General features: G+C 55.4%; 13 protein-coding genes. 12 read left to right on the top strand and 1 reads right to left on the bottom strand.

Features of this window, described 5'->3' with window-relative positions; genetic code table 11:
• Position 1 precedes the first annotated feature (1 nt).
• From JR346_RS07300 to JR346_RS07270, 7 genes are all read left to right on the top strand, one after another.
• Complete coding sequence (locus JR346_RS07300; protein WP_204877254.1) at positions 2 to 469, top strand: (deoxy)nucleoside triphosphate pyrophosphohydrolase; 468 nt, start codon at positions 2 to 4, stop codon at positions 467 to 469.
• Between the two features lie 36 nt (positions 470 to 505).
• Positions 506 to 865: a hypothetical protein gene (locus JR346_RS07295; RefSeq protein ID WP_205482104.1), complete on the top strand. Its 360-nt coding sequence runs from the start codon at positions 506 to 508 to the stop codon at positions 863 to 865.
• Entirely contained in the window at positions 865 to 1,062 is a 198-nt protein-coding gene (locus JR346_RS07290; protein WP_204877252.1) for a hypothetical protein, read from the top strand. The genes JR346_RS07295 and JR346_RS07290 overlap by 1 nt, the downstream gene beginning before the upstream one ends.
• Positions 1,063 to 1,166: 104 nt before the next feature.
• Positions 1,167 to 1,385: a hypothetical protein gene (locus tag JR346_RS07285; RefSeq protein WP_205482103.1), complete on the top strand. Its 219-nt coding sequence runs from the start codon at positions 1,167 to 1,169 to the stop codon at positions 1,383 to 1,385.
• A gap of 372 nt (positions 1,386 to 1,757) precedes the next feature.
• The gene (gene pheS, locus JR346_RS07280; protein WP_204877251.1) at positions 1,758 to 2,894 is read left to right on the top strand and encodes a phenylalanine--tRNA ligase subunit alpha; all 1,137 of its coding nucleotides are present in this window, start codon (positions 1,758 to 1,760) and stop codon (positions 2,892 to 2,894) included.
• Between the two features lie 3 nt (positions 2,895 to 2,897).
• Positions 2,898 to 5,450: a phenylalanine--tRNA ligase subunit beta gene (gene pheT / locus JR346_RS07275; protein ID WP_205482102.1), complete on the top strand. Its 2,553-nt coding sequence runs from the start codon at positions 2,898 to 2,900 to the stop codon at positions 5,448 to 5,450.
• A gap of 182 nt (positions 5,451 to 5,632) precedes the next feature.
• Entirely contained in the window at positions 5,633 to 6,244 is a 612-nt protein-coding gene (locus JR346_RS07270) for a hypothetical protein (protein ID WP_205482101.1), read from the top strand.
• 93 nt (positions 6,245 to 6,337) lie between these two features.
• Here JR346_RS07270 and deoD read toward each other — a convergent pair whose 3' ends face one another.
• Positions 6,338 to 7,060, bottom strand: coding sequence for a purine-nucleoside phosphorylase (deoD, locus tag JR346_RS07265; RefSeq protein ID WP_205482100.1), 723 nt, complete (start codon positions 7,058 to 7,060; stop codon positions 6,338 to 6,340).
• A gap of 249 nt (positions 7,061 to 7,309) precedes the next feature.
• Here deoD and argC point away from each other — a divergent pair, with 249 nt between their 5' ends.
• The 5 genes from argC to argF all read left to right on the top strand — a co-directional run bounded on the left by argC (position 7,310) and on the right by argF (position 12,851).
• Positions 7,310 to 8,356, top strand: a complete 1,047-nt coding sequence (gene argC / locus JR346_RS07260) for an N-acetyl-gamma-glutamyl-phosphate reductase (RefSeq protein ID WP_205482099.1) — start codon at positions 7,310 to 7,312, stop codon at positions 8,354 to 8,356.
• Complete coding sequence (gene argJ, locus JR346_RS07255) at positions 8,353 to 9,549, top strand: bifunctional glutamate N-acetyltransferase/amino-acid acetyltransferase ArgJ (RefSeq protein ID WP_204877246.1); 1,197 nt, start codon at positions 8,353 to 8,355, stop codon at positions 9,547 to 9,549. The genes argC and argJ overlap by 4 nt, the downstream gene beginning before the upstream one ends.
• A gap of 38 nt (positions 9,550 to 9,587) precedes the next feature.
• Complete coding sequence (gene argB / locus JR346_RS07250; protein ID WP_205482098.1) at positions 9,588 to 10,610, top strand: acetylglutamate kinase; 1,023 nt, start codon at positions 9,588 to 9,590, stop codon at positions 10,608 to 10,610.
• A gap of 2 nt (positions 10,611 to 10,612) precedes the next feature.
• A complete protein-coding gene (locus tag JR346_RS07245; protein WP_205482097.1) occupies positions 10,613 to 11,827 on the top strand; it encodes an acetylornithine transaminase in 1,215 nt (404 codons plus the stop codon).
• Between the two features lie 94 nt (positions 11,828 to 11,921).
• A complete protein-coding gene (argF, locus tag JR346_RS07240) occupies positions 11,922 to 12,851 on the top strand; it encodes an ornithine carbamoyltransferase (RefSeq protein ID WP_205482096.1) in 930 nt (309 codons plus the stop codon).
• Positions 12,852 to 12,871 lie beyond the last annotated feature (20 nt).

Here is a 12,871-nt window from a genome sequence, read left to right as displayed (position 1 = left end):
CTTGGTAGAAACGTTCGAAGTTCAGGTAGTGGGCGCAGCAATCGTTGATTCGCTGGAGCACCCCACTAAAATTCTGGTTGGTCAGCGTAGCGCTCCTGAGAAAGTAGCGGGGTTGTGGGAGTTTCCCGGTGGAAAGGTCGATGCCGGTGAGAGCTGCCAACAGGCATTACTGCGCGAGCTGACAGAAGAACTCGGTGTTACAGCTACTTTAGGACGCGAAATTGCCGGGCCTCACGCTCAGGGATGGCAACTCACTGACCGCCATGCCATGCGTGTATGGTTTGCTGAAATTTCAAGCGGTGAACCCCAGCCCCTGCAAGACCACCACGAATTACGCTGGTGCTCGCTCGATCAGTCTCTGCTGAATATCGAGTGGATTCCGGCTGATTTTCCCATCGTAGAGCAGCTGTTGGCTCAGCTTTCAGCGTCCCGCATCAGCATTACCTGTAGCCTTAGCTACGGTGGATAGTAGCACTGAGTAATACCTACACGAGGAAAATAGCCCATGGTTTACCCACCGAATCATAACAACAACCCCTACAACGACGCTTACCAGAATCCTGGCAGCGCGCAGAACGCCTCAGCCTACAATTACCCCGGCTACGGTCAGATGCCGCAACAGTATAATCAGTACGGTCAGCCTATGCCGCAGGTTTTCGAGACTCCGCAGGTAACAGAAAAAATTAAGCGTTCGCAGATTGTTCTGCTAGCAACCGCAGCATTTTTTACTGTAGCCAAGCTGTACGACCTGTATAACGGATGGACGTTTGTTCGCGGTGAAGGCGGTAGTTATGTTCCGACTTTGGTAGGTGCCTTGGTCAGCGTTGTCATTGGTCTTAGCTTTTTGGTCAGGTGTTTGGGCTGATGGCTAAACGCAAAAAATCTGGTCGGTCTATCGGTTACATCTTTGCAGGGTTGAGCTTTGCCAGCGCACTGATGCAGAGTTTTGGAGCTTTGCTCATTGAGCCGCTCAACCTGATTTTCTTGCTGGGATGGATTGTTTGCGCGATCATCTGGATTGTTCTGGTTTCATCACGAGAGGTTAGCGCGGCACTGCGCTAAACTCTCTATATACAAAAGGCGAGAGACCCCATAAGGGGTTCTTGCTTTTTGCGTATCATCACGTTCTAAGAAATAGTAATCTGGTTCATAAGGAGCTGGCTGGCATGAAGTCATCACGAAAGCACGAACAGAATACTCAAACAAGGGCAGGACGCACGTCCTTCGGCGAAAAGACCACGCAGTACTTTATCGACAAAGACCTGAGCGCCACTCCTTTAGCCGTGCGGGGTTTGCAAACCGTAGCGGTGATTGGAGCCGTCTATACCGTTATCAGCAACTTCGTGCTACCGGGGGCAGCAAGGGTGGATACCTGCTCTCTTTAGCCTCGTCATCTATGCATTCCTAACCTATTGGGTAGTGCGAGGTTTGGGGCGGCGTAACGGTACAGCTCGCATGATAGGTTTTCTGATTGCCATCATGTTCGTCATCGTCGGAGGTATCGGATTGGTTGTCAACTGGGGCAATACCTGGACTGTCGCCTCTGCTATCTTTAACCTGGCGCTCGGATCTGCCTGGTTCTTTTTTTGACAGCCGAAGGGATATAAAACAATGCTTTGCCCCCCCCGAGGCTGACTAAGGTTGACCTTGCGCGATAGCCAAGAACAAGACCATCTTCATCACCTGTACTAAACTGTTAACCAAATGCCCTTTGCAAAAGGGTAAGGTACCTATTCGCCAATAAGAAGATGAGTTTGATGACTGATTCTTTGCCTGAGGAAACTCAGAACCCTCGTTCCTATGAGGTTCTAGCTAACCTCACCCAGGTTCTTGAGAACGACCCCAACGGTCTTGAAACAGTGCGCGAGGCTTTCACCGCCGAATACGAACGCGCTGCCCACGAGATCACCGAAAACGCTACTGACTTTGATGAACTCAAACGAATCCGACTTGCCTTCACCGGCGATAAGGGCGCTTTTACTCTTGCTAATAAGCAGATGCGCAACCTCTCCAAAGAGCACAAAGCTGAAGTCGGCAAACTGATGGGGCAAGCCCGCGGACGCCTGGCTAAGGTTTTAGACGCCCGTACTTCCCAGCTTGAAGAGGAACGCGAAGCACGCATCCTGGTTGAAGAAGCAGTGGACGTTACCGCTACCTCTGGTCGCCGTCACGCAGGCGCTCGCCACCCCATTAACGTTTTGCAGGAAAACCTAACCGATATCTTCGTCGGCATGGGCTGGGAAGTCGCAGACGGCCCTGAATTAGAATCAGAGTGGTACAACTTTGACTCCCTGAACTTCAAACCTGACCACCCCGCCCGCGAGCTGCAGGACACCTTCTTCGTTGACCCCGTTGAGAAGCACCTGATGCTACGCACCCACACCTCACCGGTTCAGATGCGCTCGCTGCTTTCACGCGGTGTGAGTCAGGAGCGCCCGCTGTACATTGTCTGCCCCGGTCAGGTCTACCGCACCGATGAGCTGGATGCCACCCACACCCCGGTCTTCCACCAGATCGAGGGCTTGGCAGTTGATAAGGGTCTGACCATGGCAGATCTCAAGGGCACCCTGGAGCACATGGCACGCGCCATGTTCGGTTCGGAGGCGAAGATTCGTCTGCGTCCCAACTACTTCCCCTTTACTGAGCCCTCTGCTGAGCTTGATATCTGGCACCCGGACGCCAAAGGCGGGCCCGCCTGGATCGAGTGGGGTGGCTGCGGTATGGTACACCCTAACGTTCTGCGCGCTGCTGGCATCGACCCCGAAGTTTACTCAGGTTTTGCTTTCGGTATGGGGATTGAGCGCACTCTTATGTTCCGCAACGGCGTAGCCGATATGCACGACATGATTGAAGGCGATATTCGTTTTTCACAGCAGTTTGGGATGGAGATCTAAATAATGCGAATTCCTTTGTCATGGCTGCGTGAATACGCGCCTGTTCCTGCAGATGCTACTGCAGAAGATGTAATGGCTGACCTGGTGAAGGTCGGTCTTGAAGAAGAAGATGTGCATCGCCCCACTGACGAGTTGAGCGGCCCCATCGTGGTAGGTCAGGTGCTCTCTATGGAGCCTGAAACCCACTCCAACGGCAAAACCGTGAACTGGTGCCAGGTGCGTGTGGTGCCTGAGGGACAGACCCAAACCTTGACCGGTAAGGGCATCGAAGATTCAGGTGTGCAGGGCATTATCTGCGGCGCCCACAACTTCGTACCCGGCGACAAGGTGGTTGTGACCCTTCCCGGTGCTGTTCTGCCCGGTGGCTTCGCCATCACCGCTCGTAAGACCTACGGTCACAAGTCGGCTGGCATGATTGCTTCTGTCAAAGAGCTCGGTATTGGTGACGATCATGGTGGTATTTTGGTGCTCTCAACCCTCGGTCTTGACCCCGAGGTAGGTACGGACGCGATGGAGCTGCTGGGTCTGTACGATCAGGCAGCAGAAGTGAACGTCACCCCCGACCGTGGCTACGGTTTCTCCATTCGCGGTATCGCCCGCGAGTACTGCCACGCTACCGGTAACACCTTTGACGATTTCGTGCTGGAACTGGCAGCGAAAGCGCCGGCAGCTAACGTTGCTGGGTTCCCCGTTGCTGTTGAGGACGCAGCACCCATCCACGGTAAGCCCGGTTGCACCCGCTTCGTGACCCGCAAGGTCACCGGCTTTGATGCATCCGCCCCGGTACCCACCTGGATGTCATCACGCCTGCGCCTCGCCGGTGTACGTTCCATCTCACTGGCTGTCGATATCTCTAACTACGTCATGCTTGAGACCGGTCAGCCCCTGCATTTCTACGACGCTGAAAAACTCAGCGGTAGCATCACCGTGCGTCGCGCGTCCGCTGGTGAAACACTCACTACCCTGGACGAGAAAAAGCGCCAGCTTCACGCAGAAGATCTGCTGATTACCGATGAGTCGGGCCCCATTGGTCTTGCCGGTGTCATGGGTGGAGCTTCTACCGAAGTGAGCGAATCGACCACTTCAATTCTGGTGGAATCTGCCCGTTTTGACGAGGTTTCTGTTGCTCGCACTGCCCGCCGTCACAAGCTTACCTCAGAGGCGTCCAAGCGTTTCGAACGCGGTGTGGATCCGCAGATTCAGGCTGCCGCAGCTCAGCGTGCCGTGGAACTGCTGGTTGAACTCGGTGGTGCTCAAATCGAAGAGGGCGTTACCGACTACGGCGATACTTTTGAACCCACCGTGGTTGAACTGCCCAACGCCTACACCTCATCGCGCGTCGGTATTAACTTCACCCCCGAGCAGATCACCGGTGCGCTGACCGAAATCGGTGCCCAGGTTGAAACCGGCACCAGTTCCTACACTGTGACTGTACCCTCATGGCGTCCTGATATCACCGACAAAGAAGACCTGACCGAAGAGGTTGCGCGTCTGGTGGGTTACGACCAGATTCCATCTACCCTGCCCGTTGCCCCTCCCGGCCGCGGTTACAGCCTTGAACAGACCGTGCGCCGTCGCGTCCTCAACGCACTGGCAGCAGCAGGTGGCACCGAGGTCTTTGCCTATCCCTTCGTCTCAGCAGACGATAATAACCGTTGGGCATCAGCTTCTGCCGCAGAGACCGTAGACTCAATTAAGCTGGCAAACCCGATTGCTGAGAACACCGGTTGGCTGCGTCGTTCTTTGCTACCCGGTCTGACCACGGTGCTCAAGCGCAATGTCTCCCGTGGCTTCCGCAACTTGGCGATCTTTGAAACCGGGCACGTCTTTATTCCCAAGGGCCAGATGGGCGCAGACACTATTCCCGGTTTGGGCGAAAAGCCCTCTGATGATGTTTTGACATCTATCAATGACGGTCTGCCTCACCAGCCCCGTTTCATTGCTGGCGTGTTTGCTGGCGCTGACGCTGAGGCTACCCCCGGTGTGACACCGCGCGCCTACGATTGGCAGGACGCGGTGGACGCCGTCCGCCTCATCTCTGCCGTTGCAGGTGTTGAGATTGTGATTTCTCAGGGTGCCCACCAGGCATTCCATCCCGGTCGCACCGCTGCCCTCTCACTGGCAGATGGTACTCACTTGGGGTACGCAGGCGAACTGCATCCCAAGCTGCTGGCAAGCCTGGACATGCCCGAACGCTCTGCTGCCTACGAACTGGATTTCACTGCACTTGTTGCGGCGAAAACCGGTGTTGTAGAAGCAACCGGTATCTTCGGCTACCCAGCAACCAACCAAGATGTTGCGTTGATTGTGGATGCGCAGATTCCCGCTGCCGACCTCAAAGCAACCCTTGCTGAGGGCGCCGGAGAGCTGCTCGAAGACATCCGAGTCTTTGACGACTACCGCGGTACCGGTATTGAAGAGGGCAAGAAGTCTGTTGCCTTCACCTTGCGCTTCCGTGCTACCGATCGCACCCTGACCGCTGATGAGGCAACTGCTGCCCGCGAAGCAGCGGTTGCTCTGGTCACCGAGCGTCACGGGGCTACTCAGCGAGCATAAGTACTCGCTCATAGATCGCCGAGAGTGTACTTTAAGACATGTTTTAGCTTAAAAACGGTCTTAAAGTGTGCTCTCGGCGTTTATAACAGTGAAGCATCCCCTCTAATCTGCGGTAGAGTTAGATTTTTATAACAGGCCTTTGCACTCGCTCGATAACGGGCGATAACGTCGGGAGCACAAGCGTGAGTCAGGATTACCAAGAAACAGACTTTTTTGAGTTCGATGATGACTCATATGATGAGGAGCCTCACGATAACAAATACCGATGGGTTGCCGTCGGCACGATGCTTTTAGCGGTTATCATCACCTTGGGGCTTGCCCTCTTTGGGGTTCGTTCGGTGAACGAAGCGGACGCCAATGAGGGGTATGAAGACCGCACCTGGGTGATTAGCGGTGAATATCTTGATCTGACCCCGGACTTGCAGACCAAATCTAATGTGGCAACCTACGCCGGTAATCTTCCTGCTGATACTCGCTTGGTGGGCATGACCTACAAGTCAGACTTGGGCGATGATACCCAGGTTCAGGCGGTCGGCGAGCGTATTGAATTCCGCGGTTCTCAGGCGGGTAGTGTGCGCGCTGATTTTCTCGAGAAGGTGGATGCGCTTTTGGCTGAACACGAGAACGGCACCTTGCAGGTGGTTCGCACGGGTAAACCCGGTTCTTTGCAGGAGGTGACTTCATCGACGGTTACTACGCAGCGGATCATGGGCTGGGTGATGGTTGCCGGAGCTCTGTTGGTGATGATTGCTGGGGTGCTGGGTAGTATTTTCTTCTTCCGCAAAGCTGCCTAAGTCTTAGTTTTTATCAGTAAAAGCCGGTGGCGGTTCTTTCTCTTGAAGAGAAAGAACCGCCACCGGCTTTTGTTTTTGGGCGGACGCGCGGGCTTAGGCTTCTGCGGCTACGGGTAGAACGAGTTCCATCATGGTGGTGAAGGCGTTCTGGCGTTCTTTGGCGGTTGTTTCGGTGCCCTTGAAGATGTGGTCTGAGACGGTGAAGACTGCGAGCGCTTCGGCACCGGCGGCTGCAGCTGTGGCGTAGATGCCTGCTGATTCCATTTCGACGGCGAGGACGCCCATGTCAGCCCACTTTTTGGTGTCGCTGGGGTCGTGGCGGTAGAAGACGTCTGAGGTGAGAACGTTGCCGACGTGGAGGGGTACATTCTGTTTTTTGGCTTCTTCGGCAATCGCGCTCAGAAGTGACCAGGAGGCTGTGGGTGCGAAGGTGCCGGGTAGCTTGTACTGGCTCATGAAGTTGGAGTCGGTGGAGGATGAGGCTGCTACTACGATGTCGTAGGTATCGAGGGCGTCGTCCATGCCGCCGCAGGAGCCGATGCGGATAATGCGTTTGACGCCGAAAACGTTGATGAGTTCCCAGGTGTAGAGGCTGGCTGAGGGTACACCCATGCCTGAGCCCATGACGGTGATCTGCTTGCCGTTGAAGTCGCCGGTGTAACCGAACATATTGCGGACGGAGTTAATCTGAACGACGTTGGTGAGGTAGTTTTCTGCGATGAACTGGGCACGTAGGGGATCGCCGGGTAGGAGGACGGTCTGGGCGATGGGAGCGCCTTTGGGGTCAATGTGCGGGGTTAAGGGGGCAGATGACACGGTAGTAAACCTTTCTATCAGGGGTAGGTATCTATACGAAATAATAGCTGGTGCCACATACTGGGCTATAGATGGCTGACGCGCGACTTAGGCTGAAAGTTTGGGGGCTGATAGCGGATGTTGCGCTGTGGCAGTGCTGCGACGGTAGTTATAGGTTAAGTCTACCTCGTGGGTAGCAGTGACCTCTCGACGTTTAGTTATAATGTATAAATATTGCATAGAGTGCATAAATTATCGTATTGTTGTCCTATGAGTATTTCAGTAGCTGTCACGGGAGCCACCGGCTATGCTGGCGGAGAGGTCTTACGCCTGCTTGCCACCCACCCCGAGGTTGAGGTTAAAACTGTCACCGCGCATTCAAATGCGGGGCAACGTCTGGGAGATGTGGCGCCCCACCTGCGTAAATATGCAGAGATGATGATTTCTGAGACTAGCCCCGAAACCCTGAGCGGTCACGATGTTGTTTTTATGATGCTGCCGCACGGCGCGTCCGCCCAGATCGCCGCCCAGCTACCTGTAAACACCCTCGTCATTGATGCAGGCGCTGACCACCGCTTGAACAGCGCTGAGGACTGGGAGAAGTTTTACCAGAGTGAGCACGCTGGCACCTGGCCCTACGGGCTGCCCGAGTTGATCGATCAGACAGGAAAGAAGCAGCGCGAGAAACTGGGGGGTACCAAGCGTGTCGCTGTTCCGGGGTGTTACCCCACGGCGTCCCTGCTGGCGCTGACCCCCGGTTTTCAAGCGGGAGTTTTGGACTCTCGCGACGTGGTGATTGTTGCTGCATCGGGCACTTCCGGGGCAGGTAAATCAGCTAAAACCCACCTGATTGGTGCGGAGGTTATGGGCGGTATGAGCCCCTACGGCGTGGGTGGTATGCACCGTCACACCCCCGAAATTGAACAGGGCTACTCGCTGGCAGCGGGGAAGCCTGTGCAGATTTCTTTTACCCCGACTCTGGCACCCATGCCTAGGGGCATTCTGGTAACAGCGACCGCCAAGGTGACCGCGCCAGTAAGTGAAGAAGAGCTGCGCACCATCTGGGAAAAAGCCTATAGCGCAGAAGATTTTGTGCATCTACTCCCTGCCGGTCAGTGGCCCAGCACCAAGATGGTGCAGGGCTCTAATCACGCAGTGATGCAGCTTGCTTACGATGCCCACGCCCATCGAGTCATCGTTACCTGTGTGATTGATAACCTCACCAAGGGAACAGCAGGTGGGGCAATCCAATCCATGAATATCGCACTTAACCTGCCCGAGAACTTGGGGCTGTTACAGGAAGGTCTGGCACCGTGAGCCACTACGTATCATCTGTTGAAACCCTCGGTGTTACCTCACCTGCCGGCTTTAAAGCTGCGGGAACCGCGGCGGGCATCAGCGTCAAACCCGGTAAGAAAGACCTTGCTCTGGTGGTCAATGAAGGACCGTCAAAAGCTGCTGCCGCGGTATTCACCACCAATCGCTTTGCGGCGGCACCCGTGCTGTGGAGCCAGCAGGTACTAACTGACGGACACGTGGACGCAGTTCTGCTGAACTCCGGTGGCGCCAACGCCTGCACCGGGCATCAGGGTTTCCAAGATACCCACGTCAGCGCTGAACTGGTAGCTGAGCTGTTAGGTATTTCAGCCGGGGATGTGGCAGTATGCTCTACCGGTCTGATCGGTGAGCGCCTACCCATGGATCGCGTGGCGGAGGGTATTCACACCGTCCACCAGCAGTTGGCTACCGGAAAATCAACCGATGCTGATGCCGCTGGGGCAATTATGACCACCGATACCGTCTCTAAACAGGCGGGCATTACCTTGGCGAACGGGGTAACCATTGGTGGTATGGCGAAGGGGGCGGGCATGCTCGCTCCCGGTCTTGCCACTATGCTCGTGATAATTACTACCGATGCCGAGCTGGATTCATCCGCCCTCGATAGCGCCCTGCGCGAAGCTGTGCGTTTGAGCTTCAACCGCGCTGATTCCGATGGCTGTATGTCAACTAACGATACGGTGCTACTCATGGCATCGGGCGCTTCGCAGACCACCCCCGATACTGAAGAGTTCGCTCGAGCCCTGACCCTTGTCTGTCAGGACCTCGCCCAACAGCTTATTGGCGATGCAGAAGGAGCCAGCCACGATATTCACGTGCGAACCTTCAACGCTGAAACTGAAGAACAAGCAGAAGAAGTCTCACGCGCTGTTGCCCGTTCTAACCTCTTTAAAACCGCTATGTTCGGCAATGACCCCAACTGGGGGCGCGTCCTTTCTGAAGTGGGCACCACCAGCGCCACCTTCGAACCCGAAAACGTGAACGTGAGTATCAACAAGGTGCAGGTATGTACTGGCGGTGGCATCGGCGAACCTCGCGAAAAAGTCACTATGGAAGGTACCCGTTTGGTAACCGTCGATATCGATTTGGGCGCAGGAAATCATGAGGCAACCATCATCACCAACGATCTCACCCACGACTACGTTCATGAGAACTCCGCCTACTCCAGCTAACGGTTGATAGAACCACCTCACCAGAGAGAAAACGCGCAATGATAGCAACAAACGATGCGATGAGTCACTTTGGCGTCGCCCAAGAAAAAGCCGGAACCCTCGTTGAAGCCCTGCCCTGGATTCAGCGTTTTGCAGGCAAAGTCATGGTCTTCAAATACGGTGGCAACGCCATGATCTCTGAAGAGCTTCGTGCGGCTTTTGCCCAAGACATGGTTTTCCTGCGTTCTGTGGGCATCAAGCCAGTGGTCGTTCACGGCGGCGGCCCACAGATTTCAGCCATGCTTGAAAAACTGCAGATTCCCAGCGAATTCCGCGGTGGGCTGCGCTACACTACTCCCGAGGCTATAGAAGTGGTGCGCATGGTGCTGACCGGACAGGTTGCCCGCGAACTAGTCAGCCATATCAACCAGCACGGTCCCTACGCCGTTGCAATGAGCGGTGAGGACGGCGGTTTACTGCGCGCCCGCCGCATCACCACCGTAGTCGACGGTAAAGAAATAGACCTCGGTCTGGTCGGTGAGGTAGTGGGCGTAAATACCACCGCCATCACCTCGATGATTGATGCCGGTAAAATCCCGGTTATCTCATCCATAGCTCCCGAGATGAGCGACCCCGAAAAATACCCCGATCACGACCACGGTACCGCAGGTCTCACCGGTGAGATTCTTAACGTCAATGCTGATACCGCAGCTAGCGCCGTTGCCGCTGCTCTTGGCGCTGAAAAACTGGTGATGCTCACGGACGTTGAGGGGCTCTACAGTAACTGGCCCGATGCGTCCTCACTCATTTCTTCTCTCTCGGTGGGTGAGCTGCGCCAGATACTACCCACCTTAGCGTCTGGCATGATTCCCAAAATGCAGGCGTGTCTTATGGCTGTGGAACAGGGCGTACCGACCGCTTCGATCGTTGATGGTCGTCTGGCTCATTCGCCGCTGCTCGAAATCTTTACCGATACCGGTATTGGAACTCAGGTCACCCCTGACGATTACGAGGGCTGGAAGGTGCCCCCGCCTGATTTTCAGGTGGTTAGCCCCGCAAGCGCCTCGAAAGGCGGTCTGTAGAGATGAACAATAAAGGTCAGCTCGCGCAGTACGGTCAGCAGATGCTGGGCGTCTTTGGAACTCCCTCACTGTCCTTGGTCGAGGGCAAAGGGTGCGCGGTAACCGATGCCAACGGTAAAACCTACCTTGATTTGTTAGCGGGTATTGCTGTCAATTCTTTGGGGCACTCTCACCCCGCTTGGGTGAAGGCGGTGCGGCAGCAAGCAGGGCAACTCGCGCATATATCGAACTTTTTCACCTCACCGCAGCAGTTAGCGCTGGCAGATGCCCTACTCACGCGGTTGGGAACTCACGACGCGCGCATCTTCTTCTGCAACTCGGGCACAGAAGCCAACGAGGCTGCCTTCAAAATTGCCCGCCGCCACGGTAACGAAACGGGCAAGAAAACTATTCTGGCTTTAGAACATGCTTTTCACGGGCGTACAGCCGGTGCTCTTGCGATGACTCACAAACCTGCCTACCGTGAGCCTTTTGAACCGCTGCTCAGCGGTATCAAACACATACCGGCAACCCCTGAAGCATTGGAGGAGCACCTGGATGATTCTGTCGCGGCTCTCATCCTTGAACCTATCCAAGGCGAAGCTGGGGTCAAACCTCTACCCGTCGGCTATCTGACAAAAGCCCGCGCACTAACCCGCGCTCACGGTGCTCTACTGCTGGTTGACGAGGTACAAACAGGCATGGGACGCACCGGACGCTGGTTTGAAAGTTCCCGAGAACTCACCGATGACAAGCTACCCGATGTCATCACCCTCGCCAAAGGCTTAGGCGGTGGTTTCCCCATCGGCGCAGTGATTATGGTCGGCGAATACACCAGTACCCTGCTACAACCGGGTATGCACGGTACTACCTACGGCGGCAACCCACTGGCAACGGCTGCTGCCCTTGCCACCGTAGAGACCATCGACGCAGAGAACCTCATGGAACACGCTGCCGAGCTGGGGGAGCGCGTCCGCGCCCGGCTAGACACTCTGGACTGCGTTGCCTCTACGCGAGGTCAAGGCTTGCTGATCGGTATTGAATTGGCGCAAGGCCAGACCGGTCAGGGGCAGCCACTGGGGCCAGCCGTAGTGAATACCGCCAGAGAACAAGGGTTCATTATCAATGCCACCGGCGCGAGTACCCTGCGGCTAGCACCTCCGCTAATCATTACCGAGGCAGAGCTAAATACTTTCATTGACGCATTACCGCAGCTTGTCGCTGATGCTCACGCTTAGAGACAGCCTCGAATAATCTTTGTATATTTATAATTAATGTATGCACTATACTTGCTAAGCCAGTGCACTTTACCCAAAGAAAAGAGAAACCCACATGGTGCGTCATTTTCTCAAAGACACTGATCTTACCCCCGAAGAACAAACCCGCGTGCTCGACGCGGCGCAGCGTATGAAAGAAGACCCTTACGCCCACAAACCGCTGGCAGGTCCGCAAACTGTTGCCGTCTTCTTTGATAAGACCTCAACTCGCACCAGGGTATCTTTTGCTACCGGAATTGCTGATCTCGGCGGTAGCCCTCTCATCATTGGAGCAGGTGAATCGCAGCTGGGGCACAAAGAAAGCGTTACAGACACCGCCAAGGTACTCTCGCGCATGGTCTCTGCAATCGTATGGCGCACCTTCGACCACGCAGGTCTAGAAGAGATGGCACAGAACTCCACCGTTCCGGTAATTAACGCGCTCTCCGACGACTACCACCCCTGCCAGATTCTTGCCGACCTGCAAACCGCCCGCGAACAGTTGGGCGAGCTTACCGGTAAAACCCTGGTGTATCTGGGAGACGCCGCCAACAACATGGCGCACTCCTACCTTCTCGGTGGAGCAACTGCAGGTATGCACATTCGCATTTCAGGACCAGAGGGCTACCTGCCGCGCCCAGATATTGTCGAAGAAGCCCGCGTCCGCGCGAACGAAACAGGTGGCACTATCACCATCACCACGGACGCGTGCGCTGCCCTAGAAGATGCTGACGTCGTTATTACCGACACCTGGGTGTCGATGGGGCAAGAAGATGAAAAAGAAGCCCGCCAAAAAATCTTCACCCCCTACCAAGTCAATGCCGAGGCAATGAAGCTAGCAGCAAATCACGCCATCTTCTTGCACTGCCTGCCTGCCTACCGCGGCTACGAAGTCACCGCGGACATCATCGACGGTGACCAATCCTACGTTTGGGACGAGGCAGAAAACCGCCTACACGCCCAAAAAGCACTGATGAACTTCTTGCTTACCGAATCAACAGCATAGCCTGTGTAGAAAGGAAAACT

The sequence above is a fragment of the Rothia sp. ZJ932 genome (assembly GCF_016924835.1).
GTDB lineage: Bacteria > Actinomycetota > Actinomycetes > Actinomycetales > Micrococcaceae > Rothia.
Note: the sequence above shows the minus strand (reverse complement) of the source record. Positions and strands in the feature narration are given on the sequence as shown.